General features: G+C 69.3%; 18 protein-coding genes. 3 read left to right on the top strand and 15 right to left on the bottom strand.

The window, feature by feature from the left end; all coding sequences use genetic code 11:
* Positions 1 to 3 precede the first annotated feature (3 nt).
* Together HHX41_RS24535 and HHX41_RS24530 are read left to right on the top strand one after the other, a co-directional pair.
* Positions 4 to 918 carry an RNA polymerase sigma-70 factor gene (locus HHX41_RS24535; RefSeq protein WP_182907872.1) on the top strand — a complete coding sequence of 305 codons (915 nt, stop codon included), beginning with the start codon at positions 4 to 6 and terminating at the stop codon, positions 916 to 918.
* Entirely contained in the window at positions 915 to 2078 is a 1164-nt protein-coding gene (locus tag HHX41_RS24530; protein WP_182907871.1) for an NAD(P)/FAD-dependent oxidoreductase, read from the top strand. Before HHX41_RS24535 ends, HHX41_RS24530 begins: the two co-directional genes overlap by 4 nt.
* Before the next feature lie 76 nt (positions 2079 to 2154).
* Here the strand turns inward: HHX41_RS24530 and HHX41_RS24525 are convergent, their stop codons facing one another.
* The 12 genes from HHX41_RS24525 to HHX41_RS24470 all read right to left on the bottom strand — a co-directional run bounded on the left by HHX41_RS24525 (position 2155) and on the right by HHX41_RS24470 (position 18294).
* Positions 2155 to 4350 carry an immunoglobulin-like domain-containing protein gene (locus HHX41_RS24525; RefSeq protein ID WP_182907870.1) on the bottom strand — a complete coding sequence of 732 codons (2196 nt, stop codon included), beginning with the start codon at positions 4348 to 4350 and terminating at the stop codon, positions 2155 to 2157.
* Entirely contained in the window at positions 4350 to 5831 is a 1482-nt protein-coding gene (araA, locus tag HHX41_RS24520) for an L-arabinose isomerase (RefSeq protein ID WP_169984730.1), read from the bottom strand. The genes HHX41_RS24525 and araA overlap by 1 nt, the downstream gene beginning before the upstream one ends.
* Positions 5828 to 6505, bottom strand: coding sequence for an L-ribulose-5-phosphate 4-epimerase (locus tag HHX41_RS24515; RefSeq protein ID WP_182907869.1), 678 nt, complete (start codon positions 6503 to 6505; stop codon positions 5828 to 5830). The genes araA and HHX41_RS24515 overlap by 4 nt, the downstream gene beginning before the upstream one ends.
* Positions 6502 to 8151, bottom strand: coding sequence for a ribulokinase (gene araB / locus HHX41_RS24510; protein ID WP_182907868.1), 1650 nt, complete (start codon positions 8149 to 8151; stop codon positions 6502 to 6504). The genes HHX41_RS24515 and araB overlap by 4 nt, the downstream gene beginning before the upstream one ends.
* Before the next feature lie 208 nt (positions 8152 to 8359).
* Entirely contained in the window at positions 8360 to 9619 is a 1260-nt protein-coding gene (gene mmsB / locus HHX41_RS24505; RefSeq protein WP_220504387.1) for a multiple monosaccharide ABC transporter permease, read from the bottom strand.
* A 5-nt stretch (positions 9620 to 9624) separates the two neighbouring features.
* On the bottom strand, positions 9625 to 11154 hold the full coding sequence (mmsA, locus tag HHX41_RS24500; protein WP_182907867.1) for a multiple monosaccharide ABC transporter ATP-binding protein: 1530 nt from the start codon (positions 11152 to 11154) through the stop codon (positions 9625 to 9627).
* A gap of 53 nt (positions 11155 to 11207) precedes the next feature.
* The gene (gene chvE / locus HHX41_RS24495; RefSeq protein WP_169984738.1) at positions 11208 to 12317 is read right to left on the bottom strand and encodes a multiple monosaccharide ABC transporter substrate-binding protein; all 1110 of its coding nucleotides are present in this window, start codon (positions 12315 to 12317) and stop codon (positions 11208 to 11210) included.
* A gap of 157 nt (positions 12318 to 12474) precedes the next feature.
* Positions 12475 to 13455 (bottom strand): galactofuranose ABC transporter, permease protein YjfF, encoded by a 981-nt coding sequence (gene yjfF, locus HHX41_RS24490; protein ID WP_396705401.1) that lies wholly within the window; start codon positions 13453 to 13455, stop codon positions 12475 to 12477.
* Between the two features lie 5 nt (positions 13456 to 13460).
* Positions 13461 to 14507 (bottom strand): ABC transporter permease, encoded by a 1047-nt coding sequence (locus tag HHX41_RS24485; RefSeq protein WP_182907866.1) that lies wholly within the window; start codon positions 14505 to 14507, stop codon positions 13461 to 13463.
* On the bottom strand, positions 14504 to 16015 hold the full coding sequence (locus HHX41_RS24480) for a sugar ABC transporter ATP-binding protein (RefSeq protein WP_182907865.1): 1512 nt from the start codon (positions 16013 to 16015) through the stop codon (positions 14504 to 14506). Before HHX41_RS24480 ends, HHX41_RS24485 begins: the two co-directional genes overlap by 4 nt.
* A gap of 225 nt (positions 16016 to 16240) precedes the next feature.
* Complete coding sequence (locus tag HHX41_RS24475; protein WP_310742155.1) at positions 16241 to 17233, bottom strand: ABC transporter substrate-binding protein; 993 nt, start codon at positions 17231 to 17233, stop codon at positions 16241 to 16243.
* A 74-nt stretch (positions 17234 to 17307) separates the two neighbouring features.
* The gene (locus HHX41_RS24470) at positions 17308 to 18294 is read right to left on the bottom strand and encodes a LacI family DNA-binding transcriptional regulator (protein WP_169984841.1); all 987 of its coding nucleotides are present in this window, start codon (positions 18292 to 18294) and stop codon (positions 17308 to 17310) included.
* A 254-nt stretch (positions 18295 to 18548) separates the two neighbouring features.
* Here HHX41_RS24470 and HHX41_RS24465 point away from each other — a divergent pair, with 254 nt between their 5' ends.
* Positions 18549 to 22304: an alpha-L-arabinofuranosidase C-terminal domain-containing protein gene (locus HHX41_RS24465; protein ID WP_182907864.1), complete on the top strand. Its 3756-nt coding sequence runs from the start codon at positions 18549 to 18551 to the stop codon at positions 22302 to 22304.
* Positions 22305 to 22527: 223 nt separating this feature from the next.
* Here HHX41_RS24465 and HHX41_RS24460 read toward each other — a convergent pair whose 3' ends face one another.
* The 3 genes from HHX41_RS24460 to HHX41_RS24450 all read right to left on the bottom strand — a co-directional run bounded on the left by HHX41_RS24460 (position 22528) and on the right by HHX41_RS24450 (position 25640).
* Positions 22528 to 23562, bottom strand: a complete 1035-nt coding sequence (locus HHX41_RS24460) for a LacI family DNA-binding transcriptional regulator (RefSeq protein ID WP_259401267.1) — start codon at positions 23560 to 23562, stop codon at positions 22528 to 22530.
* Between the two features lie 154 nt (positions 23563 to 23716).
* Positions 23717 to 24607 carry a DMT family transporter gene (locus tag HHX41_RS24455; protein ID WP_182907863.1) on the bottom strand — a complete coding sequence of 297 codons (891 nt, stop codon included), beginning with the start codon at positions 24605 to 24607 and terminating at the stop codon, positions 23717 to 23719.
* Positions 24608 to 24827: 220 nt separating this feature from the next.
* The gene (locus HHX41_RS24450) at positions 24828 to 25640 is read right to left on the bottom strand and encodes a dienelactone hydrolase family protein (RefSeq protein ID WP_182907862.1); all 813 of its coding nucleotides are present in this window, start codon (positions 25638 to 25640) and stop codon (positions 24828 to 24830) included.
* Between the last annotated feature and the right edge of the window lie 42 nt (positions 25641 to 25682).

The following is a 25682-nucleotide window of genomic DNA, read 5'->3' as shown; positions in this document are numbered from 1 at the left end:
GACATGACCATCGAAGTCTTCACCGCGCACCGGAGCCTGCTCGTCGGCGTGGCGTACCGCATCCTCGGGAGCGCCGCGGACGCGGAGGACGTGGTCCAGGAGGCATGGCTGCGCTGGGCCGACGTGGACGCAACGTCGGTGGCCGACCCGAAGGCCTACCTCGTGCGCGTCACCACCAACCTCGCCATCGACCGGCTGCGCCGGGTGCGGGCCAGGCGGGAGGCGTACGTCGGGCCCTGGCTGCCCGAGCCCGTCGTCACCGCGCCGGACGCCGCGGAGCCCGCCGAACGCGCCGACAGCCTCGAACTGGCCCTCCTCGTCGTGCTGGAGACGCTGTCCCCGCTGGAACGGGCCGTGTTCGTCCTGCGGGAGGCGTTCGGCTTCTCCCACGCCGAGATCGCCGGCTTCCTCGGCCGGGGTGAGCCCGCCGTACGGCAACTCGCCCGGCGCGCCCGCGATCACGTGCGCGAACGCAGGCCGCGTTTCGACGTGGACCGGCGCGAGCGGCGCACGATCACCGAGCGCTTCGTCGCGGCCTGCGAGGAAGGGGACGTAGAGGCCCTGACGGCGCTGCTCACCGCGGACGTCCGTCTGGTCGGCGACGGCGGCGGCAAGGCGCGGGCGCCGCTGCGGGAGCTGGCCGGGGCCGTGCCGGTCGCCCGGTTCCTTCTCGCCATCGCGAGCCCGGAGGGCCGCCGGCGCTTCCTGGCCTCCATCGGCGCTCCCCCGGGCGTGGAGATGGACCTGGAGATCGCCGAAGTCAACGGCGGGCCCGCGATCGTCGCCCGGCTGGACGGCCGGCCCGTCACGGTCGTCTCGCTGGTGATCACCGGCAGACTGGTCGACACCGTTTATCTCATCGCCAACCCCGAGAAGATGTCACGGCTCGGGGTCTCGGACGCGTCCGGGAGTGCATGAGAGAAGACATCACGATCGTGGGCGGCGGGCTCGCCGGGCTGACCGCCGCCATCGCCTGCGCCGAGGGCGGCGCGTCCGTCGTCCTGCACGAGGCGCACAACGCTCTCGGCGGACGCGCCCGGTCCACCGCCGCGCCGTACGTCGCGAACGAGGGCGTCCACGCCCTCTACGCGGACGGTCTGCCGTGGCGGTGGCTGGACGAACGGAGGCTGGTCCGGCCGTACGCGCTGCCCCGGCCGGGACACCTGCTCCGGGCACGGTTCCGCCGCGACGGGAGGCTCACCGGACGGCCCCCGGCCACACTGCTGCGGATGGCCGCCCGGCGCGGCCTTCGGGCGCCGGTGGAGGAGGACTTCGGGTCCTGGGCCACGCGCCACTTCGGCGAGGAGGCCGCCCGGGTGGCCGCCGGGGCGACAGGAGTGGTCACCTATGAGGCCGATCCCGGCAGACTGTCGGCCGCGTTCGTCTGGGAGCGCCTCCTGCGCGTCGCGGCCCCGCGGTATCCGGCCGTGCGGTATCTGGTCGGCGGCTGGGGACGGATGATCGACCGGATGGCGGCGTACGCCCGCGATCTGGGCGTGCGCGTCGAGACCGGGTCGAGGGTGGACCGGCTGCCGGACGGACAGGTGATCGTCGCCACCTCGCTCGACGCCGCCCGCGGCCTGCTGGGCGACGACTCGCTGCGCTGGGAGAGCGGCCGGGGAGTCCTCCTCGACCTCGGGTTGCGCGCGCACCCCCGGGACCTGTTCCTCGTGAGCGATCTGGACGAGGGCGGGTTCCTGGAGCGTTACTCGCTGCCTGACCGGTCGCTCGCCCCCCGCGGGGAGAGCCTGGTGCAACTCGAGCTGCCGATGCGCCCCGGTGAGGCGAAGGGGACGGCGCTCGCACGGCTGGAACGGATCGCCGACCTCGCCCTGCCGGGCTGGCGCGACCGGGTCACCTGGCGCCGCGAGTCGGTCGCCGCCGGCCGCACCGGCGCCCTCGACCTGCCCGGCGCCTCGTGGCACGACCGCCCGGCGGTCGAGCGCGGCGACGGCGTCTGGCTGGCCGGTGACCAGGTGGCCGCACCGGGCCTGCTGGCCGAGGTCTCGGTCAACAGCGCGCTCGCGGCGGCCCGGGCCGCCCTCGCCTCCCGATCGCTGTCCCGGCCGGCGGCCTGACGCGCGGAAACGGGCCCTTCCCCCGCGGGGGAAGGGCCCGTGTGATCAGCGGGACCGGATCAGCCGAGGGCCCGGATCAGCCGAGAACGGAGAGCAGCCGGTCGTACTCGGCCTGCGTGACGCCCAGCACCGTGCCGTGACGCGGACGGCTCGGCAGCTGGTAGTCGGCCGGGACGGTCCATTCGCCCTTCTCGAGGTCGGTCGACTCGAACGGCACGTAGCCGCGGCCGCCGTACTCGTCGATGAACAGGTACCACCTGTCCTCGCTGTTGGACTTGAAGATCGTCGGCCCCTCGCCGCGCGACAGCGCGCCGGAGCCGATGCACTCCTTCAGGAAGTCCCAGTTCGTGCTGGTCAGCGAGGTGGACTTCTCCTCGATGATGTACTTGCTGCACGGGCTGGAGGAGCTGTTGTTCCGCTCGTCCTTGGTGAAGCGGTAGTAGGTCCCGTTGTGCTCGATCACCGTCGAGTCGATGACCGAGTAGCCCGGGTCCTTCCAGATCTTCGGCTCGGAGAAGGTGTAGAAGTCGCGGGTCGTCGCGTACACCATCTTGTTGTAGGTGTCCCCCGTGTGCTGCGGGTTGCCGTACAGCTTGGACGCCCAGAACACGACGTACGCCCCGAGGGTCTTGTCGTAGTACGCCTCCGGCGCCCAGGTGTTGCCGGCCTCGGGCGGGGAGACCTGGACGAGCCGCTGGTTCGTCCAGTGCACCAGGTCGGTCGACTCGGCCACCATGATCGAGCGGCTGCCGCGGCGTTGCGCGCGGTCCCAGTCGCCGTTGCCGTAGATCTTGAGGTCGGTGGCGATCAGGTAGAACCGGTCGCCCTCGGGCGAGCGGATGACGAACGGGTCGCGCAGGCCCTTCTCACCGACGTCGGAGGTGACGACCGGCCGGCCGCCGTTGAGCTCCTGCCAGTGAAGCGGGTCGTCGCCCTTGCTCAGCGCGTTGTAGATCTGTTCGCCGTCCGAGTAGCCCTCACCGGTGAAGTAGGCGAACAGGTAGCCCTTGTACGGCTCCTTGGCTGGCAGCGCGGGCACCTCGGGCTTGAAGATCCGCACGGCCTGGTGCCTGCCGCGCGAGATCGTCGCCTTGAGGTTCACCTTCACGGCCTTGGCGCCCGGCGCGGGACGGTTCACCTCGCCGGTCTCGCCGAGCGTGTCCGGCTCGGTGGACCGCCAGGTGATGGTGGTGCCGTTCTCGCCCTCGGTCGGCAGCGTCAGGTTGCCGCGGACGTCGTCGATGTTGTGCACGACGAGCTTGCCGGCGTCGGTCTCGACGGCCCGCTTGTCGGTGTAGATCGCCTCGACGGTGACGTCGAACGTCTTCGTCTCCGTCGCCGTGCCCTTGGTGAGCGTGGCGGTGAGCGTGACGTGGGCGTCCTGCGCGCCCGCCGGCGGCCGGGTGACGGCGCCGGTCGCGCTGACGACCGCCGGATCGCCGGAGGCCCAGGTGATCGTGGACCCGGACGCGCCCTTCGCCGGCAGCGTCAGGTCGGACCGGACCGCGCCGGTGTCGCCGAGGTCGAGCGCCGCGGCGTCCTGCTTGACGATCTCGGCGTTGACCGGTGCCGCGAGCTGGGCGATCTCGGACGCGCCGAGGGCCCGGCCGTAGACGCGGAAGTCCTTGACCCTGCCCTTGAGGTACTTGTCGCCCGAGTAGAGCGAGCGGCCGATGTAGTCGGCCGTGGTCGTGCCGCCGCCGATCGAACCGGGGGTGAGCGTGACGGCGGTGTTGCGGGCCACCTCGTCGCCGTTCTGGTACAGCACGCCGACGCCGCCGCCGAGCGTGTACGCGATGTGCTGCCAGCCGCCGCGCGGCAGGTTGACGCCGGCGTTGGCGTTCTGCTCGGTCGACCAGTTGCCCGACGCGATCGACGTACGGAAGGTGTCGCCGGTGGTGAACAGGTAGCCGTTGCCGCTGGACCCGCTCGAGTTGCCGAAGCCGTAGACGAAGTACGGCGTGGCCTGCGTGGGGTCGATCCAGACGTCGAGCGCGACCGTGATCGAGGTCATGCCGCGCATGAGGTTGTCGGGCATCTTGACGTACCCGTTCGTGCCGCCGAGCCGGAGGCCGTCGCCCCAGCTCGCGTCACCGTTCAGCGTGCCGTTCCTGCCGTTGCCGGAGGAGTCGGCCGCCACCGTGCCGGAGGTCTCGTCGAGCTTGTACCAGAGCGCGAGGCCCTCGTCGGCCGCCGAGGCGGCGGACGGGACGAGCGCCCCGGCTCCGAGCGTGAGGGCGGCCAGGCCGCCCATCACGAACCTGCTGAGCATCAAAATCCTTGCGCGAGCCGATAGTAGGCCTGGTTCCACCGCAGTTCCTTGACGAACTGGCGGGAGGTGGTCGCCTCGTCGATGACGAGCAACTCGACGCCGAGCATGTCGGCGAAGTCGGTCAGCTCCTCGGACCCGATCGCCGAGGAGAGCACGGTGTGGTGCGGGGCGCCGGCCGTGATCCACGACTCGGCGGAGGTGCGCAGGTCGGGCCGGGGGCGCCACACGGCCCGGGCGACCGGCAGGGCGGGCAGCGGCTCGGGCGGCGCGACCACGTCGATCGCGTTGGCCACCAGGCGGAACCGCTCGCCCATGTCGGACAGACCGACCACCACGGCGGGGCCGGGGGCGGCGTCGAACACCAGCCGCACCGGGTCCTCCCGCCCGCCGATGCTCAGCGGGTGGATCTCGCACGCGGGGGTGTCGGCCGCGATCGTCGGGCAGACCTCCAGCATGTGCGCGCCGAGGATGAGCTCCTCGCCCGGCGTGAGGTGGTAGGTGTAGTCCTCCATGAAGGAGGTGCCGCCGGGCAGGCCCGCCGACATGACCTTGAGCGTGCGCAGCAGCACCGAGGTCTTCCAGTCGCCCTCGCCGCCGAAGCCGTAGCCGTCGGCCATCAGCCGCTGCACGGCCAGGCCGGGGAGCTGGCGCAGCCCGCCCAGGTCCTCGAAGTTCGTGGTGAACGCCTTGAAGCCCCCGCCCTCCAGGAAGTGCCGCAGGCCCAGCTCGATGCGGGCCGCGTAACGCAGCGACTCGTGCCGCTCTCCGCCCGCGCGCAGCTCGGGCGCCATCCGGTAGAGGTCCTCGTACTCCTTCACGAGGGCGGACACGTCCGCGTCGGCGGCGGCGTCCACGGCCTCGACCAGCTCGTTGACCCCGTAGGTGTTCACCGACACCCCGAACCGCAGCTGCGCCTCGACCTTGTCGCCCTCGGTCACGGCGACGTCCCGCATGTTGTCGCCGAACCTGGCCAGGCGCAGCGAGCCGACCTCCGCCCGGCCCGCCGCCGCCCGCGCCCAGGTGGCGATGCGCCCCGCCACCGACGGGTCGCTCACGTGCCCGGCGACGGTCTTGCGCGGCACGCCGAGGCGCGTCTGGATGTAGCCGAACTCGCGGTCGCCGTGGGCGGCCTGGTTGAGGTTCATGAAGTCCATGTCGATGGAGCTCCACGGCAGCTCCACGTTGGCCTGCGTGTGCAGGTGCACCAGCGGCTTGCGCAGCGCGTCAAGCCCGGCGATCCACATCTTGGCCGGGGAGAACGTGTGCATCCACGCGATCAGGCCGATGCAGTCGTCGTCACCGTTGGCCTCCAGGCACACGCGGCGGATGGCCGCCGCGTCGGTGAGCACGGGCCGCCACTCGAGCTCGAACGGCAGCGCCTCGCCCAGCTGCTCGGCGATGCGCTGGGACTGCTCGGCCACCTGCCGCAGCGTCTCCTCGCCGTACAGGCCCTGGCTGCCGGTCAGAAACCATAGCCTCACAGGTGACTCCTCTGTCCATAGACGTTCTGGTAGCGGTCGTACAAGCTGTCGACGTCGGCCTGCGCGATGGGCAGCGGCCGGCCGAGCTGGCGGGAGATGTGCACGGTGCGGGCCACGTCCTCGCACATCACGGCGGCCTTCACCGCCGCCTTCGGCGAGTCCCCGATCGTGAACACGCCGTGGTTCTGCATGAGCACGGCCGGGGAGCGGTGCCCGGTCAGGGTCGCCACGATCCCCTTGCCGATGTCGTCGCCCCCGATGAGCGCGAACGGCCCGACGGGGATCTCGCCGCCGAACTCGTCGGCCATCGCGGTGAGCACGCACGGGATCGCCTCACCGCGGGCCGCCCACGCCGAGGCGTACGTGGAATGGGTGTGCACCACGCCGTTCACCTCCGGCATGTGCCGGTAGACGTAGGCGTGCGCGGCCGTGTCGCTGGAGGGGGCCAGGTCGCCCTCGACGAGGTTGCCGTCGAGGTCGCAGACCACGATCGACTCGGGGGTCAGGTCGTCGTACGACACGCCGCTGGGCTTGATGACGAACAGGTCCTCGCCGGGCACCCGGCCAGAGACGTTGCCCGCCGTCCACGCCACCAGGCCGTACCGGACCAGCTCGGCGTGGAGTCTGCAAACGGTTTCGCGCAGCCGTTGAATCGAGCGCGGGTCATCGATCATGCACTGGCCTCGTTCCTGATCGCGCGGAGCCGGTGGAGCATGCCACCGTCCGCGAAGTGGTCGTGCAGCCTGCGATATTCGGCGTACAGCCGGTCGTAGGCGTCGGCCCGCCCGGCGTCGGGCACGTAGGCGGCGGCGTCGCGCTTGCCCATCGCCGCCGCGGCGGCCGTGATGTCGGGGTAGGCGCCCGCCGCGACGGCGGCGTGGATCGCCGAGCCGAGGGCCGGCCCCTGGTCGGAGCCGATCACCGACAGCGGGCGGCGCAGCACGTCGGCGTACGTCTGCATGAGGAAGTGGTTCTTGAGCAGGCCGCCGGCGACCACGAACTCCTCGACCGGCACCCCCGACGCCTCGAACGTCTCCACGATCGTCCGGGCGCCGAACGCGGTGGCCTCGATGAGCGCGCGGTAGACGTCCTCCGGGCGGGTGGCGAGCGTCTGCCCGACGATGACGCCGGACAGGGTGTGGTCGACCAGGACCGAGCGATTGCCGCCGTGCCAGTCGAGCGCGACCAGCCCATGCTGGCCGACCTTCTGCTCGGCGGCGAGGGAGGTCAGGTACTCGTGCAGGCCGACTCCCGCCTCCGCCGCCCTCTCGGCGTACGACGCGGGCACGCAGTTGTCCACGTACCAGGCGAAGATGTCGCCGACGGCGGACTGGCCCGCCTCGTAGCCCCACAGCCCGGGGACGATGCCGTCGCGCACGACGCCGCACATGCCGGGGACCTCGGCGAGCTGGTCGGAGCACATGACGTGGCAGGTCGAGGTGCCCATGATGGCGACCATCTGGCCCGGCCGCACGGCGTCGGCCGCCGCGGCGGTGACGTGTGCGTCGACGTTGCCGACCGCGACCGCGATGCCCTCGGGCAGCCCCGTCCACTCGGCGGCCCGCGCGGTCAGCTGACCGGCGAGGCCGCCGAGCGGAGCGAGACCCTGGCCGAGCTTGCGGGTGAAACCGGAGAAGGCGGGATTGAGCGCGGCCAGGAAGTCCTCGGACGGATAGCCGCCGTCCTGGTGGATGGCCTTGTACCCGGCGGTGCAGACGTTGCGGGTCTCCACCCCGGTGAGCTGCCAGATGATCCAGTCGGCCGCCTCGATCCAGCGGTCGGCCCGGTCGTACAGCTCCGGGTCCTCCTCCAGCAGCTGCAGGCCCTTGGCGAAGGCCCACTCGGAGGAGATCTTGCCGCCGTACCGCGGCAGCCACGGCTCGCCGCGCTCGGCGGCCAGCGCGTTGATGCGGTCGGCGTGGGGCTGCGCCGCGTGGTGCTTCCAGAGCTTCGGCCAGGCGTGCGGCCGTTCGGGGAGCTCCTCGCACAACGGGTGGCCGTCGGCGGTGGCGGGCAGGATCGTGCAGGCCGTGAAGTCCGTGCCGATGCCGATCACCTGCTCGGCCGGGACCTGGGCGGCGGCCAGCGCCTTCGGCACGGCGTGCCGAAGCACGTCGATCCAGTCGGCCGGCGACTGCAGGGCCCAGTCGGGGCCGAGACGGACGCCGGAGCCCGGCAGCGCGTCCTCGATCACGCGGTGGGCGTACTCGTGGACGGCGCCGCCCACCTCCTCGCCGTCGCTCACCCGCACCACGACCGCACGCCCGGACAGCGTGCCGTAGTCGACGCCGATGACATAGCGGTTGTTGTTAGCGTTCACATTGAACTCCAGGGACTGTGGGGCATCCGGATCATGTCCAGGGGCCTCGGCCTCACCACCAAGCCGGCTCTCAGGAGCAGGCGCTCGTCGCGGTGGGTCCCGCGCTGATCTCACCAGCACCTCGATGCGATGACGACCTGCGTGCTGCGGAGCGGTGCTCCAGGCGTCGATCCTGCCCTCGATAGGTTTCCTGTCGGCGACTATTCGATCAGCGTGAGGCACCTGCCCTGCGCTTGGTCCACACGTCGAACGCCACGGCGGCGAGCAGGACGGCGCCCTTGACGAGCATGACCCGCTCACTGGGCGAGCCGATCAGGGACATGCCGTTGTTGATGACCGCCATGATCAGACCACCGGTGATGGCGCCCACGACCTTGCCCACGCCGCCCTGCACGGCAGCGCCGCCGATGAAGGCCGCCGCGATCGCGTCCAGCTCGAAGCTGTTGCCCGCCGTGGGACCCGCCTGATTGAGCCGGCCGGCGAAGATGACGCCGGCGATGGCCGAGAGCACGCCCATGTTGACGAAGATCCAGAAGACGACGGACTTGACCTTCACACCGGACATCACGGCCGCCTGCAGGTTGCCGCCGATCGCGTAGATCTGCCGGCCGAACACCGTGCGATTGGCCATCAGCGAATATCCCAGCACGAGCACGGCCAGCAGCACCAGCACCCATGGCAGGTTCTTGAAACGGGCGAGCTGCACCACGACGAAGAGGATCAGCGCGGCTCCGGCGGCCATCTTCAGCGCGAACAGCGCAACGGGCTCGACCGACTGGCCGTAGCCCTTCCGGGCATTGCGCGTACGCCACTGCGCCACGACCATGCCGGCGATCGCGATCAGGCCGATCAACAGGCTGAACAGGTCCGCGCCGCCGAGCGGACCGAGGCCGACGTTGCCGAGGTAGCCGTCGGTGAAGCCGTTCGCCAGCGTGCGGACCTGGTCGGGGAACGGGCCGATGCCCTGGTTGCCCAGCACGGTCAGGGTCAGCGCCCGGAACAGCAGCATGCCGGCCAGAGTCACGATGAACGCGGGGATGCCGAAGTACGCGATCCAGTATCCCTGCCAGGCCCCGATCACCCCACCGGCGATGATCGTGACCAGCAGGGCCAGCGGCCAGGGCATGCCCATGTTCACCATGAGCACGGCGGCCAGCGCTCCGGTGACCGCGACCACCGAGCCGACCGACAGGTCGATGTGCCCGGCGATGATGACCAGGATCATCCCGATCGCGAGGATCAGGACGTAGGAGTTCTGGACGATGATGTTGGAGATGTTCTGCGGCTGGAGCAACGCGCCGTCGGTCAGCACCGAAAACAGCACAATGATCAGCGCGAAGGCGATGTAGATACCGCTCGAGCGCAGGTTGATCGACAGTCCGCCGAGCGACACCCGTCCCGGCTGCCGTGGCGATCCCCCGTCGCCCATGGCGCCGACCTGTACGTCGGCGGGCGTGATGCTGCTCATTCGAGCTACTCCTGTCCCTTGGTCATGAGATACATGAGGCGTTCCTGCGTGGCTTCCCCGCGCGGCACTTCCCCGGTGACGCGCCCCTCGGAGAGGGTGTAGATGCGGTCGCACAAGCCAAGCAGCTCAGGCAGCTCAGAAGAGATCATCAGTACGGCCTTGCCCTGGTCGGCCAGGCGGTTGATGATCGTGTAGATCTCGTACTTCGCACCGACGTCGATGCCCCTCGTGGGCTCGTCGAGGATGAGCACGTCCGGCTCGGTCAGGATCCACTTGGAGAGCACGACCTTCTGCTGGTTGCCGCCGCTCAGCTTGCCGACGACGCTGTTCACGCCGGGCGCCTTGATGTTCATGCTTTTGCGGAACTGCTCGGCGACGCGGAATTCCTCGTTCTCGTTGACCCACCCGCGCCGGGACAGGCCCCTGAGCCCGGCGGCGCTGACGTTCCGCTTGATGTCCTCGATGAGGTTGAGGCCGTACCTCTTGCGGTCCTCGGTGGCGTAGGCGATGCCGTGCTTGATCGCGTCCTGGACGGTGCGGATCTCGATCGGCTTGCCGTCCTTGAAGATCCGGCCGGAGATGTGCGTCCCGTACGTCCGCCCGAACACGCTCATCGCCAGTTCGGTGCGTCCGGCGCCCATCAGCCCCGCGAGCCCCACGATCTCCCCGCGGCGCAGCCTGAGAGAGGCCCCGTCGACCACCTTCCTGCCGGGCTGGCTGGGGCTGTAGACCGTCCAGTCCTCGATCCGGAACGCCTCCTCGCCGATCGCCGGCTCCCGTTCCGGGAAGCGGTTGTCGAGAGCGCGGCCGACCATGCCGGAGATGATGCGGTCCTCGGTCACGTCGTCGCCGGCCATGTCGAGCGTCTCGATCGTGCGGCCGTCACGGATGATCGTGACGGCGTCGGCGATGGCGATCACCTCGTTGAGCTTGTGCGAGATGATCACGCAGGTGATGCCCTCGTCCCTGAGCCCGCGCAGCAGGTCGAGCAGGTGCGCCGAATCGTCGTCGTTCAGCGCCGCGGTCGGCTCGTCGAGGATGAGGAGCTTGACCTCCTTCGACAGCGCCTTGGCGATCTCCACGAGCTGCTGCTTGCCCACGCCGATGTCGGAGATGAGCGTCGTCGGATTCTCGCGCAGGCCGACCCGCTTCGTCAGCTCGCCGGCCTCGTAGTTGGTGCGGTTCCAGTCGATCACGCCGCGTTTGGCGCGCTCGTTGCCCAGGAAGATGTTCTCGGCGATCGACAGCTGCGGGCTGAGCGCCAGCTCCTGGTGGATGATGACGATGCCCGCGTGCTCGCTGTCGCGGATGCCGCCGAACTCGCAGCGCCTGCCCTCGAAGGTGATCTCACCTTCGTACTCGCCGTGCGGGTAGACCCCGGACAGCACCTTCATCAGCGTCGACTTGCCCGCGCCGTTCTCGCCGCAGATCGCGTGGATCTCGCCCCGCCGCACGGACAGGTTGACGTCCTGCAGCGCCTTCACTCCCGGGAACGTCTTGGTGATCCCGCTCATCCGCAAGATGTGCTCGGTCATATGCCCCTCGCTCAGGGAGGGCCCGGGGAGACGCCTCCCCGGGCCCGGATCCCCTACTTGAGCTGGTCCTCGGTGTAGTAGTTGCTGCCGACGAGGACGTCCTTGTAGTTGCCCTTGTCGACGATCACCGGGTCCAGCAGGTACGACGGAACGACCTTGACGCCGTTGTTGTAGTCCTTCTCGTTGTTCACCTCGGGCTTCTCGCCCTTCAGCACCGCGTCGGCCATCTTCACGGTCTGCTCAGCGAGGTTGCGGGTGTCCTTGAAGATGGTGGAGTACTGCTCGTCGGCGATGATCGACTTGACCGACTGAAGCTCGGCGTCCTGGCCGGTGACGATCGGGTACGGCTTGCCGTAGCCGGAGCTCTTCAGCGCCGACAGGATGCCGATGGACAGCCCGTCGTACGGGGAGAGCACGCCGTCGATCTTGGTGTCGCCGGTGTAGGTCTTGGTGACGATGTCCTCCATGCGCTTCTGCGCGGTGGCGGGGTCCCACCGGAGGATGGCGGCCTGCTTGAAGTCCGTCTGGCCGCTCTTGATCACCAGCGTGCCGTCGTCGATCTTCGGCTGCAGCACCGACATGGCGCCGTTCCAGAAGAAGGTCGCGTTGTTGTCGTCCGGCGAGCCGCCGAACAGCTCGACGTTGAACGGCCCCTTCTTGCCGTCCTCGACGCCGAGGCCCTTCAGCAGCGACGTCGCCTGCTGCACGCCGACCTTGAAGTTGTCGAAGGTGGCGTAGTAGTCGACGTTCGGGCTGTTGCGGATGAGCCGGTCGTAGGCGATCACCGGGATCTTGTTGTCCGCGGCCTGCTGCAGCTGCGAGGTGATCGCGGTGCCGTCGATCGAGGCGATGATCAGGAGCTTGGCGCCCTTGGTGATCTGGTTCTCGATCTGGTTCGCCTGGGTCGGGATGTCGTTCTCCGCGTACTGGAGGTCGACCTGGTAGCCCAGCTTCTCGAGCTGCTGCTTGACGTTGTCGCCGTCGTGAATCCAGCGCTCGGACGACTTCGTCGGCATGGTGACGCCGATCAGGGCGCCGGCGTTGCCGGCGGCCGTGGACGCCGAGGCCTCGGCGTCCACCGTCTTCTGGCTGGAGCCGCAGGCCGTCATGGTCAGGGCGACCGCGATGGCGGACACCACGCCCCCGATACGTGCCAATCTCATGTGCTTCTCCTTGTTAGTGAGGGCGCGGCAGAGCTGGGTGCGGCTGCTGCCATTGGAGGGAGTGGGTTCACAGAACCTACCAAATCGGCCCAAAGTGCACTGATGTGACCTGCATCTTTGCCAAATCTATAGATGCATCGTCGGTGTGTCGCGGTGCTCAACGGCGTGAGCCACCCAAGAACAGCCGTTGCAGCAGGATGAAGGCGAACAGCAGCACCCCGATGAAGATCTTGGTCCACCACGAGCTCAGCGTGCCCTCGAAACTGATGATCGTCTGGATCAGGCCGAGCACGAGCACGCCGAGCACGGTGCCGAGCAGATAGCCGCTGCCGCCGGTGAGGAGCGTGCCGCCGATGACGACCGCCGCGATCGCGTCCAGTTCCATGCCGACGGCGCCGAGCCCGTAGCCCGACAGGGAGTAGAAGGCGAACAGCAGGCCGCCGAGGGCGGAGCAGAAGCCGCTGATCGTGTAGACGGAGATCTTCGTGCGGGCCACCGAAAGGCCCATCAGGAGCGCCGACTGCTCGCTGCCGCCGGTCGCGTAGACGTTGCGGCCGAGCCGGGTGTAGTGCAGCACGAACGCCGCGATCAGCACGACCACGACGGCGATCAGCGCGCTCGGGGAGACCGACAGGTCGCCGCCGAGGCCGATCCGCGTCTGGGCGATCGCGGTGAACGTCTCGTTCTCGATCGGGATCGAGTCGGTGCTGATCGTGTAGCACAGGCCGCGCGCGAGGAACATCCCGGCCAGCGTGACGATGAACGGCTGGATCTCGAAGTAGTGAATGATCGCGCCCATGCCCAGGCCCAGCACCGCGCCGATCACCAGCACCAGGACGATGACCCCCAACGCCGGCCAGCCGTCCTTCAGCAGACTCGCCGCGATCATGGTGGAGAGCGCGACGACGGACCCGACCGACAGGTCGATGCCGCCGGTGAGAATGACGAACGTCATCCCGACCGCGACCACCAGCAGGAAGGCGTTGTCGATGAAGACGTTGAGGATGATCTGCCCGGTGGCGAAGTTCTCGTAGCGGATGCCTCCCGCCACGAACATCGCCACGAACAGGCCCGCGGTCACCAGGACCGGGATGTACTTCTGCGGGACCGTGCGATGCAGGCCCGGCAGGCCGGTGATGCTCGTCACGCCGAGACCCTCACCTTCTCTTCGGTCGCCGGGCGCGCCTCGACCGGGCGCATGCGGCGTTGGAAGACCTTCGCGCGGAAGGCCGGGGACTGGATCAGGCAGACCACGGTCACCACGAGCGCCTTGAACAGCAACGTGGTCTCCGGCGGAACGCCGATCGAGTAGATCGTGGTGGTCAGCGTCTGGATGATGAGGGCGCCCAGCACGGTGCCGCTCAGGGAGAACCGGCCGCCGGCCAGCGAGGTGCCTCCGATGACGACGGCGAGGATGGCGTCCAGCTCGATCCACAGGCCGGCGTTGTTGCCGTCGGCGCTGGAGACGTTCGAGCTGATCATCAGGCCCGCGATGCCGGCGCACAGCCCGCAGAAGGCGTAGACCGTGATCAGCACGCCGCGGGCGCTGATGCCGGCCAGCCGGCTCGCCTCGGCGTTGCCGCCGACGGACTCGATCAGCAGGCCCAGCGCCAGCCGCCGGGTGAGGAACGCGGTGAGGGCGAGGACCACCGCCACGATGATGATGCCGAACGGCAGCGTCAGCCAGTAACCACCGCCGATCAGCTTGTACGGCGAGCTGTTCACCGTAGTGATCTGGCCGTCGGTGATGAGCTGCGCCAGACCGCGCCCGGCGACCATCAGGATCAGCGTCGCGATGATCGGCTGGATCCCGATGCCCGCGACGAGGAAGCCGTTCCACGCGCCGAGGACCACCGACAGCACGAGCGCGAGGCCCACGGCCCCGAGCACGCCGGACACCGACTTCTGGTCCGACAGGTCGCTGATGCGCAGGCAGGCCAGGGCGCCGGCGATCGCCACGACGGAACCGACCGACAGGTCGATGCCGCTGGTGGCGATGACGAGCGTCATGCCGAGCGACACCAGGATCAGAGGAGCGCCGAACCGGACGATGTCGATCAGGCTGCCGTAGAGGTGCCCCTCCTTCATCTGGACCTTGAAGAAGTTGTCGGTGAAGAACAGGTTCAGCGCCAGCAGCGCGACCAGGATCACCAGGGGCCAGAACAGGCGATGTTTGAGGAACCCTCTCATGACCGAGCTCCGCTCGCGATCGTCTCCGTCAGGCTGTCGGTGGTCAGGCGTTCGTCGTTGTCGATCTGGGCGACCAGCTTGCGGTCGCGCAGCACGCCGACCTTGTGGCTGAGCCGCAGCACCTCCTCCAGTTCGGCGGAGATGAACAGCACGGCCATCCCGCCGTCGGAGAGCTCGGCGACCAGGCGCTGGATCTCGGCCTTGGCGCCGACGTCGATGCCGCGGGTCGGCTCGTCGAGGATGAGCAGGCGGGGCTCCAGGATGAGCCAGCGGGCCAGCAGCACCTTCTGCTGGTTGCCGCCGCTGAGATTCCTGATGAGCTGGTCGGGGTTGGCCGGGCGGATGTTCAGCGCGGCGATGTACTTGTCGACCAACTCGTCCTGCTTGCGCCGCGGGATCGGCCGGGTCCAGCCGCGCGCGGCCTGCAGGGCGAGGATGAGGTTCTCGCGGACGGTGAGGTCGGGGACGAGCCCCTCGGCCCGCCGGTTCTCCGAGCAGAAGGCCAGCTTCCGGGAGACCGCAGCTCGGGGCGTGCGCAAGCTGACCTGCTCACCGCCGATCTGCAACGTGCCCGTGCCCGCGTGGTCGGCCCCGAACAGCAGCCGGGCGACCTCCGTACGGCCCGAGCCGAGCAGCCCGGCCAGGCCGACGACCTCGCCCTCGTGGATGGTGAGCGTGAACGGCTCGATCGCCCCGGAGCGGCCCAGCTCGACGGCCTCCACCAACGGCGCGGCCTCGCGGGCCGGCGGGCGGCCCTCCAGCTTCTCCAGGTCGGCCAGCTCACGGCCGATCATCTTGCCGACCAGCTCGACCTGGCTCAGCTCGCTCGTGAGGTACTCCCCTACGAGCTTGCCGTTGCGCAGGATCGTCATCCGGTCGGAGATCTCGTAGACCTGGTCGAGGAAGTGCGAGACGAACAGGATCGCGATGCCCTCCTCCTTGAGGCGGCGCATCACCCGGAAGAGCTGGGCGACCTCCCCGGCGTCCAGGCTGGAGGTCGGCTCGTCGAGGATGAGCACCTTCGCGTCGATGTCCACCGCGCGTGCGATCGCCACCATCTGCTGGATCGCCAGCGAGTACGACGACAGAGGGGCCGACACGTCGAGGTCGAGTTCGAGGCGGGCGAGGATCTCCGCCGCCCGGCGGCGCATCTTCTGCCACTGGATCCGGCCGAAACGGCGCGGCTCGCGGCCGATGAAGATGTTCTCCGCCACCGACAGGTTGGTGCAGAGGTTGACCTCCTGGTAGACGGTGCTGATGCCCGCCTGCTGGGCGGCGAGCGGGCTGTGGAAGACGACGCGCCTGCCCTCCAACTCGATCTCGCCGGCGTCGATGTCGTACACGCCGGTCAGCACCTTGATCAGGGTCGACTTACCGGCGCCGTTCTCCCCCATCAGGGCGTGGACCTCGCCCGGCAGCAGCCGGAAGTCGACGCCGTCCAGTGCCTTCACGCCGGGGAACTGCTTGCCGATCCCGCTCATCCGCAGGATCGGCGCGGGTGCGGCCATGCGGCGCCCCTCTCTCCTCTGTATTTCCCGCTCACCATCGGGGCGCTCACATCCGCCTGGGTCGTGCCGGAGGCGCGCGATGAAACGCCTCCTCGTCGCGCTTGGTCGCTTCGCACCCGCGCACCCCTCAGTCCAGATCGACGGCGCGCCCCTCCGGATCGTTCGTTCTCGTGACTCGTCCTCGTGGGAAGGGCCGCCCCCGCGTGGGGACGGCCCGGAACCCGATCAGTACTTGCGGTTGGGCAGGGCCTCCTTGGCCTGCTCCTGGGTGAAGGTGGTCTCCTCGGTCACCACCCGCTGGGGCACCTGCTCACCCTTGACGACCTTCTTGGCGAGGTCCATGAGCTGGGTGCCGAGCAGCGGGGAGCACTCGACGATGTAGTTGATCTTGCCGTCGGCGAGGGCCTGCATGCCGTCGTGGACCGCGTCGACCGTGATGATCTTGATGTCCTTGCCAGGCACCTTGCCCGCACCCTCGATCGCCTCGATGGCGCCGAGGCCCATGTCGTCGTTGTGCGCGTAGAGCACGTCGATGTCGGGGTTGGACTTGAGGAAGGCCTCCATGACCTCCTTGCCCTTGGCGCGGGTGAAGTCGCCGCTCTGCGAAGCGATGACCTTGAACTTCGGATCGGCGGAGATGATCTCCTGGAAACCGGACTTGCGGTCGTTGGCGGGCGCGGAGCCGGTGGTGCCCTCCAGCTGGACGATGTTCACGTCGTCCTTGCTGTCCTTGTACTGGTCCACCAGCCACTGGCCGGCCTTCTTCCCCTCCTCGACGAAGTCCGAGCCGAGGAAGGTCTTGTACAGGCTGGTGTCCTTGGAGTCCACGGCCCGGTCGGTGAGGATGACCGGGATCTTCGCGTTCTGCGCCTCCTTGAGGACGGTGTCCCAGCCCGACTCCACCACCGGCGAGAAGGCGATCACGTCGACCTTCTGCTGGATGTAGGAGCGGATGGCCTTGATCTGGTTCTCCTGCTTCTGCTGAGCGTCGGAGAACTTCAGCTCGACGCCGGCGGTCTTGGCCGACTCCTGGATGTCCTTGGTGTTGGCGGTACGCCAGCCACTCTCCGCGCCGACCTGGGCGAAGCCCATGACGAGCTTGTCGTCGCCTCCGGACGAGCCGCCCGCCGACGTCGAGCCGTCGTCGCCGCTGCTGCAACCGGCCATCGTCAGGGCCGTGGCGCCGGCCAGGATCAGTGCCGAGATCCTCTTCAACACTCTGGGATCCTTTCATTTCTGATAGCGCTAACACCTCAGTGGCGCAGCGCTGATTATTCGTTGTCTCCGTACGGCTAGCGCGCGGCCGTGCTTCCCCTGAACACGAACTGGGGAGGCACGACGAGACGCTCATGGGGGAGCGGCTCGCCCGACTCGATCTGCCTGAGCAGCACGTCGATGCTGCGCCTGCCGACGGCCCCGAAGTCCTGTCTGATGGTGGTGAGCGGCGGGGAGAAGAACTCCGACTCAGGGATGTCGTCGAAGCCCACGATGCTTATCTGTTCGGGGACTTTCACCCCCTCCTCCGTGAACGCGCGCAGGAGGCCGAGCGCCATCTGGTCGTTGGCGACGAACACCGCGGTGACGTCGCCGGCCATGGCGGCGAGCTGCTTGCCGGCCTGATAACCCGATCGCGGGCTCCAGTCACCGGTCAGCGTGCCGGGGATGGGCCGCCCCGCGGCGGTCAGTACCGCGCGCCAGCCCTCGATCCGCCCCTCGGCTTCCAGCCAGTCCGCCGGGCCGCTGACATGCCAGACGGTTTCGTGCCCGAGCTCGAGCAGGTGCGAGGTCGCCAGTCTGGCGCCCTCCACCTGGTCGACGCTGACCACGGAGACGTCGCCCTGATGCCAGCCCTCGACGGCCACGGCGGGCATGCCCGCCGGCAGGTCGTCGAGCGCCCGGGCCGCCGAACGCTGCGGAGCGACGACGACGATGCCGTCCACTCCCTGCTCGGCGAGGTAGCCGATCGCGTCGTTCACGCCGGCCCTGTCGATGGTTCGCAGGCTCACGATGCTGACGAAGTAGCCCGCGTCTCTCGCGGCCTGCTCGATTCCGTATACCGTGCTCGCGGGGCCGTACAGCGTCGTGTCGAAGCTGACCACGCCCAGCGTGCGCGAGTGCTTGGTGACCAGTGCCCGGGCGACGAGGTTGCGGCGGTAACCGAGCTGGTCGATGGCCCGCATGACCCGGGTGCGGGTCTCGGCGCGGACGTTCGGATGGTCGTTGAGCACCCGCGAGACCGTCTGGTGCGACACCCCGGCCAGCCTGGCCACATCGGCCATGACTGGCGGACGGCGGTCGACATTGGGTCCCACTGGCGCTCCTCTCAACTGCTTGGGAAGACTGTGAGCGTTAACACGACCTCTCGTCAAGGAGGCGGCCGATTACGGTCCGGTCACACCGAAACATCGCGTTAACGTCCTATTGACGGACATGCCATAGGGCTCTTAACTGGTGGCCGAATCCAGCTTGTTAGCGCTCACCCTGCGGCCATCCGCCGATGTTAGCGCTAACAGAACTCGGAGGAGCCCCCCATATGAGCAGAAAGGCCTGGTCACTGGCCTTATCGGCGGCCGTTCTCAGCGGCGCGGTGGGCGGCGTGCTCTCCACGACGCCCGCTCAGGCCGAAACCGCCGACCCGATCCCCGCGGGCGCGACCGTCGACCAGTTCGACGCCGCCGCGCTCGGTCCCGACTGGCAGGTCCTCAACCCCGACAACACACAGTGGTCGCTGAGTGAGCGGCCCGGCAGCCTGCGCCTCCACTCCCTGAAAGGCGACACCTACCAGACCGACAACTCGGCCAAGAACATCTTTCTCATGGACGTCCCCGCCGGGGACTTCGAGGTCGTCGCGAAGTTCAGCGCCCCGGTGGCGCTCGACTACCAGAGCGCCGGCATCTTCGCCTGGCAGGACTGGGACAACTACGTCCGCGCCGGCCTCGCCCACGTCGGATTCTCCGGCGGCAATGTGATCGAGACCGACACCGAGGTCAAGGCCGCCTTCACCGCGGCGTTCGCGAGCCGCCCCGGCTCCACCGGCGAGATTTTGAAGCTGACCAGGTCGGGCGACGAGTTCACCAGCGCCTACTGGGACGGCTCCACCTGGGTGCAGGCGTCCAAGGTGGCCGCCGCGCTCGACGTCAAACAGGTCGGCCTGTTCGCGCTGTCCGCGCAGAACGGCACGCCGATCGCGGCCGACTTCGACTACTTCGCCGTCAAGACGGCCGAGGGCAGGACGGTCGTGCCGTCCGGGCCGTTCACGCTGCGCGCGGCCGGCGCCACGCCGTACCTGTCGGCCGCCGAGGACGGGCAGGTGACCGTCTCCGACGCCCAGGGCATGACGAGCCTCGCGCTCACCGCCGAGGACAAGGGCGCCGGAACGGTGGCACTCAAGGACCTGAACGGCGAGGGATACCTGCGCGTCGCCGACGACTCCACGCTGCGCCTCGGCGCCACGGCTGGAGCGTTCCAGCTGCGTGACGCGGGTGGCGGCAAGGTGTACCTGTCCGCCGGGGACAAGCAGGTCGCGGTCAGCGACGGCACGCTCGTCGCCACCGCGAAGGGAACGAAGTTCCAGGTCGAGGGTTATGCCAAGGACGTCGGTGCGCTCAAGGTGGACACCGCCGCGGCCGGCACCAAGGTCAGCCCCAACCTGTACGGCATCTTCTACGAAGACATCAACCACGCGGCCGACGGCGGCCTGTACGCCGAGCTCGTACAGAACCGGTCCTTCGAGTTCAACTCGGTCGACAACCGGAGCTACAACGGCCTGACCGCGTGGACCAAGGTCGAGCGCGGAGGCGCGGCCGGCACGGCCGCGGTCTCCGGCGACCAGCCGTTGAACAGCGACAACCGCAACTTCCTGCGGCTCGACATCGCCACTTCAGGCACCGGGGTCGGCGTGCGCAACGCCGGCTTCAACAGCGGCATCGCCGTGCAGGCCGGCAAGGAGTACGACCTGTCGCTGTTCGCCCGGCGTACCAGCGGCGGCCCGATCACCGCGGCGATCGAGAACGCCGACGGCTCGAAGGTGTACGGCACCGCCACGATCGACGCGCAGTCGGCCGAGTGGAAGAAGTACACCGCGACGATCACCGCGAGCGAGACCAGCGACGCGGCACGCCTGGTCGTGCTGGCCGGCGGTTCCGGCCGGGTCGACCTCGACATGATCTCGCTGTTCCCGAAGGACACCTTCAAGGGCCGCCCGAACGGCATGCGCAAGGACCTCGCCGAGACGATCGCGGCGCTCAAGCCGCGCTTCCTGCGCTTCCCCGGCGGCTGCGTGACCAACGTCGGCACCTACGACCCGTACTCGCTCAACCAGGACCGGCGCCGCATCTACCAGTGGAAGGAGACGCTCGGTCCGGTCGAGGAGCGGCCGACCAACTTCAACTTCTGGGGCTACAACCAGACGTACGGCATCGGCTACTACGAGTACTTCCAGTTCGCCGAGGACCTGGGCGCCGAGGCGCTGCCGGTCCTGTCGGTGGGCGTCAACGGCTGCAACGAGAACCGGCCGCTGACCGACGAGGCCAAGCTGCAGCGCTGGGTCCAGGACACGCTCGACCTCATCGAGTTCGCCAACGGCCCGGCCGACTCCACCTGGGGCTCCAAGCGGGCCGCCATGGGGCACCCCAAGCCGTTCGACCTGAAATACATCGGCCTCGGCAACGAGGAGATCTACAACGAGTTCTTCACGAACTACCCCAAGTTCGCGGACGCGGTCCGGGCCAGGTACCCGGACATCAAGATCCTCTCGAACTCGGGACAGACCTCCCAGGGCACCTGGTTCGACCGCATGTGGCAGTTCGCGCGTGACCAGAAGGCCGACCTGGTCGACGAGCACTACTACAACGACCCGAGCTGGTTCCTGGCCAACAACCACCGCTACGACACCTACGACCGCAACGGCCCGCACGTGTTCGTCGGGGAGTACGCCTCGAAGGGCAACACGTACTGGAACGCGCTGACCGAGGCGTCGTACCTGACCGGCATCGAGCGCAACTCCGACGTCGTCGAGCTCGCGTCGTACGCGCCGCTGCTGTCCAACGTCGACTACGTCAACTGGACACCGGACCTCATCTGGTTCGACAACGACCAGGTGTACGGCTCGCCCAGCTACTACGTGCAGCGCATGTTCTCCCGCAACGTGGGCGACACCGTGCTGCCGAGCACGTACAAGGCGAGCCCCCTGCCGGTGGACGACATCAAGGGCGCCATCGGCCTCGGCTCCTGGAGCACCCAGGTCCGCTACGACGACGTCAAGGTGACGGGAGCCGACGGCACGGTCCTGTTCGGCGACGACTTCTCGAACGGCGCGGGCAAGTGGACCCCTGGTCAGGGGACATGGGGCGTGCAGGACGGCGCGTACGTCCAGTCGGCCAACGTGACCGACGCCCGGTCCACGGCCGGCTCGACGGACTGGTCCAACTACACGCTGGAGCTCACCGCCCGCAAGACCGGCGGCGCCGAGGGCTTCCTGGTGATGTTCGGCGCGAAGGACACCGGCAACTACTACTGGTGGAACATCGGCGGCTGGAACAACACCCAGTCGGCCATCGAGAAGGCCACCAACGGCGCCAAGTCGTCGATCGCGACCTCCGGCACGACCGTCCAGACCGGCCGCGACTACAAGATCAAGATTCAGGTCGCCGGGCGGCGCATCACCACCTGGCTGGACGGCCAGAAGATCAACGATTTCATCGACAACGCCTCCGTCGAGCCGCTCTACCAGGTGGTCTCGAAGGACAGCGACACCGGCGACGTCGTGATCAAGGCCGTCAACGTCCAGGACACCGCCGTGCGCAGCACGGTCGACCTCGGCAACGCCAAGATCGCACCGAAGGCCGTCGTCACCTCGCTCACCGGTGACCCCGCAGCGGTGAACTCGCTCACCGAGCCCACGAGAGTCGCCCCCCTCGAGCGGGAGGTGAGCGGCTTCTCCGAGTCGTTCACCTACGACTTCCCCGCCCACTCGGTGACGTTCATCCGCCTCGGCAAGGACACCCGGGCCGACACCACCGTCACCGCTCACGCCTCGCCCAAGCAGGTGAAGCAGGGCAAGAAGGTCCAGGTTCACTACAGCGTGGACCCGGCGGGCGCGACCGGCGAGGTGACCGTGTCCGAGGGCGCCACGATCCTCGGTGAGGGCACGCTCAACCCCGGCGGCCAGGGCAAGACCGAGCTCGGCCTCGACCTGCCGGCCGGCACTCACGAGCTCACCGTCTCCTACTCCGGCGACGCCCGCTTCCGGCCGTCGACCACCACCCTCACTCTGGAGGTGAAGCCGTAAGACCCGCCGCCTGGGGCGGCCTCCACCCGTGAGCGGCGGCAGGCGTGGACACGCCTGCCGCCGTTCCTCGCTGTGTCCGATCACCGCAGCGGGCGGCGCAACCGACAGCCCGCGTATGGGACGATCCGCAGGGGAAGGCGTGTTACACGCGTCCCGCCGGGGGCCTAGACCGGCGGGACGCGGTTTTCCGCCCGGCTCGCGAGCGAGCCGGGCGGAAGCTCTCTCAAGGGCTCACGCCGGTGCTCTCCCTCACCACGAGTTCGGGCTCCACCATGCGTCTCGCCTCGCCTTCCGCGCCCGCGATGCGGTCCAGCAGGAGTTGGAACGCCTGCCGTCCGACCTCGCCGAAGTTCTGCCGTACGGTCGTGAGGGGCGGCCAGAAGTAGGCCGCCTCGGGGACGTCGTCGAACCCGACGACGCTCACGTCCTCGGGGACCCGCCGGCCCGCTTCCCGCAGGGCCCGCAGCACGCCCATCGCCATGTGGTCGTTGGCCACGAAGATCGCGGTCACGTCGGGCTCGCGGGCGAGCCGCTTGCCGATCTCGTAGCCGGAGTGGGCGGTCCAGTCGCCGACCAGCGGTTCGGGGACCTCCCTGCCCTCCGCCTCCAGCGCCGACCGCCAGCCCGCCACCCGGCCGTTCGCGTCGATCCAGTTGGGCGGACCCGACAGGTGCCACACCGTGCGGTGGCCCAGACTGAGCAGGTGGCGGGTGGCGCGGGCGGCGCCGGCGGACTGGTCCACCGCCGCCACCGGCACCGGCAGGTCCGATCCGCCGCCGACGTCGACCACCGGGAGCCCCGGGGGAAGGTTCCGCAGCCCCTCAGCGGCCGACTCGTGCGGCGCGACGACGATGACGCCGTCCACCGACTGGGACCGCAGGCGGTCGATCCCCCTGGTGATCCACCTGCGGTTGAGCGCGGGCAGGCTGGCGATGCTGACGAGGTAGTCGCTGTCCCTGGCCGCCTGCTCGATGCCGAACAACGTGGAGGCCGGGCCGTACAACGTGGTGTCGAAACAGACGACCCCCAGCACGCCCGAGCGGCCGGTCACCAGGACCCGCGCCGCCGAATTGGGCCGGTAGTCCAGCTCGCGGACCGCCGCGAGGACACGCGCGCGGGTCTCCGGGCGTACCTTCTCCGGGGCGTTCAGCACTCTCGACACCGTCATCGCCGACACTCCCGCCAGCTCCGCGACGTCCTCCATGACCGCCGCCCTGGGGCGTTCGGCCGGGTTCTCTCCAGGCCGGACTTTCGTCATCCGCCGCGTCCCCGCTCGTTCGTCAGGTTTCCTGAGTGTTTGCGATAACAGCGACCCTGTCAATACTGACATGATCACTGTGTTGCGTCCCGAGCCTTGTGAAGCACGTTCCGCCTGGTGACCGCGTATGCGGACCACTCACGAGATGGTATCGCTAACAGGTAGCATCACCCTGCCGTGACGCCCCCGCCGGTTCACCGCGGAGCTCACCACGGGCGAGCCAGGCGAGGGCGCACAGGAGCACGACCGCGCCGCCCGCCTGTACGGCGGACACGCGCTCCCCGAGCAGCACGACGCCGATGACGGCGGCGACGAGCGGTTCGATCAGGGACAGGACCGACGCCGTGGTTCCGCCGACGACCCGCAGCCCCGCGAAGAACAGCCCGTACGCGAGCGCCGTCGGCACGGCCGCCAGGTAGCCGAGCAGCAGCACGTTGGTCACGGCGTGCCCGGCGGGCAACAGCCCTCCGGCGGCGGCGAGCGGGAGCAGACAGGCCGCGCCCCCGGCGAACCCCCACACGGCCACGCCGTCGGCGGGCATCCGGCGGGTCGTGAGGGTGACGAGCGAGTAGGCCGCCGCCGACAGCAGTGAGTAGCCGGCGCCGGCCGGGGTGACCGCGTCCGCCCCTCCCACGAGCATGGCGAGGCCGCAGACGGCGAGCGCGGCGCACCCCAGGGCGGTGCGGCCCAGCGGCTCGCCCAGGAAGACGCGGCCACCGGCCGCCACCAGGAGCGGGGTGGCGCCCATCGTGATCATCGTGGCGACCGCGACCCCGGCCTGGGCGATCGCCGCGAAGTAGGCGGCCTGGCAGACCGCCATCGCGGGGCCGACGAGCAGCACCGCTCGCCAGGAGGGGCGGCTGCGGGCGATGGCGAGCAAGAGCACCGCGCCGCAGGCGAAGCGCCAGAATGACACGGCGACGGGACTCAGCTGTCCCGCGCCGTGCAGCATCGCCCCCGCCGGTCCCCCGGTTCCCCAGGCGACCGCGGCGGTGGACACGTAGACGAGGCCCTGCCGTACGGACAGGGCTGGAGCGTGGTTCATTGACGTCTCTCCAGTGAGGTGGGCCCGATTCCCGTACGCGGGCAGGAGCCACCGGCCGGGCCGCCCGGGCCCGGCTCACCGGAGGACGCCGCCCGCTAGCGGGCGGGCGGCGGAGAGACGATCAATGTCATGCGGGCACGGTAGCGCGCCCAAGCGGCTCACCGCATCACCGTTTAGGCACTTTCGGGGGTGCCGGTGCGCGCGGCCGGAGCAGGAAGGCTTAGTCTTGCATCGTGGCAGCCCGAGGCGAGGTCAGGTCGCCTCGGGCTGTCCGCTTTCCCGGACGCTCCGCGGCGGCGAGGAAGCCCAGGATGCGCGCCCAGGCGTCGGCGCAGGCCTCGGCCAGCTCGGGGCGGCCCAGCTCGAAGAAGCTGTGGGGCGCTCCCGCATAGGTGACGAACTCGTGTGCCACCCCGGCACCGTCGAGCGCCTCGCCGAACGCGCTCACCACTTCGGCAGATATGCCCTCGTCGGCGCCACCGAACAGCCCCAGGATCGGCCCGCGCAGTTCTCCGGCCATCTGCGTGGGGCCGGGGTTGCCGAACAGCACGTCCGGATAGCCGTACAGGCCGATCGTGCCGGCGAGCCCGAAGCCGGGCCGGGCCGCCATGAACGCGAGCCTGCCGCCGAAGCAGAAACCGAGCGAGACGACCTCCTCGCATCCCTCGGCGCGCAGGTGTGCGGCGCCCGCGGCGATGTCGGCGAAAAGCCCGTCCTTGTACGCCCTGCCCAGGTGCTCCATGAAGGGGAAGTCGTCGGGTCGGGGGCCGGTACCAGCCGTACGCCCGAAATAGTCGATCGCCAGAGCGGTGTGGCCCTGCTCTGCGAGCCGCTCGGTGAGGCGCTCGTAGAATCCCGACAGCCCCCGGTTGTCCGGCAGGACGAGCACCGCCGGACCGGACCGGCGGCCGGGGCGGGACAGGAAGGCCGCGAACCTCGCCCCGTCGGCCGACGTGAGGACGACACGCCCGGACGTCACGGTCGTCCGCGGAGAGCCGTAGACGGGCGGCACGGCATTGGATTCGTAGCACACGGGCGGCATCCCTTTTCGAGCAAATCAATGGGTACACCCGTG

The sequence above is a fragment of the Microbispora sp. H13382 genome, assembly GCF_014161445.1.
Taxonomy (GTDB): Bacteria; Actinomycetota; Actinomycetes; order Streptosporangiales; family Streptosporangiaceae; genus Microbispora.
The sequence above is the reverse complement of the archived record's forward strand: the minus strand, read 5'-3'. Positions and strand labels throughout refer to the sequence as shown.

Excerpts from the sequence above, each read along its gene's own strand:
- HHX41_RS24535 (WP_182907872.1), top strand. The coding sequence starts at position 4 with ATGACCATCGAAGTCTTCACCGCGCACCGGAGCCTGCTCGTCGGCGTG.
- HHX41_RS24530 (WP_182907871.1), top strand. The coding sequence starts at position 915 with ATGAGAGAAGACATCACGATCGTGGGCGGCGGGCTCGCCGGGCTGACC.
- HHX41_RS24525 (WP_182907870.1), bottom strand. The coding sequence starts at position 4,350 with ATGCTCAGCAGGTTCGTGATGGGCGGCCTGGCCGCCCTCACGCTCGGA.
- HHX41_RS24515 (WP_182907869.1), bottom strand. The coding sequence starts at position 6,505 with ATGATCGATGACCCGCGCTCGATTCAACGGCTGCGCGAAACCGTTTGC.
- mmsB (WP_220504387.1), bottom strand. The coding sequence starts at position 9,619 with ATGAGCAGCATCACGCCCGCCGACGTACAGGTCGGCGCCATGGGCGAC.
- mmsA (WP_182907867.1), bottom strand. The coding sequence starts at position 11,154 with ATGACCGAGCACATCTTGCGGATGAGCGGGATCACCAAGACGTTCCCG.
- chvE (WP_169984738.1), bottom strand. The coding sequence starts at position 12,317 with ATGAGATTGGCACGTATCGGGGGCGTGGTGTCCGCCATCGCGGTCGCC.
- HHX41_RS24485 (WP_182907866.1), bottom strand. The coding sequence starts at position 14,507 with ATGAGAGGGTTCCTCAAACATCGCCTGTTCTGGCCCCTGGTGATCCTG.
- HHX41_RS24480 (WP_182907865.1), bottom strand. The coding sequence starts at position 16,015 with ATGGCCGCACCCGCGCCGATCCTGCGGATGAGCGGGATCGGCAAGCAG.
- HHX41_RS24470 (WP_169984841.1), bottom strand. The coding sequence starts at position 18,294 with ATGGCCGATGTGGCCAGGCTGGCCGGGGTGTCGCACCAGACGGTCTCG.
- HHX41_RS24465 (WP_182907864.1), top strand. The coding sequence starts at position 18,549 with ATGAGCAGAAAGGCCTGGTCACTGGCCTTATCGGCGGCCGTTCTCAGC.
- HHX41_RS24460 (WP_259401267.1), bottom strand. The coding sequence starts at position 23,562 with ATGACGAAAGTCCGGCCTGGAGAGAACCCGGCCGAACGCCCCAGGGCG.
- HHX41_RS24455 (WP_182907863.1), bottom strand. The coding sequence starts at position 24,607 with ATGAACCACGCTCCAGCCCTGTCCGTACGGCAGGGCCTCGTCTACGTG.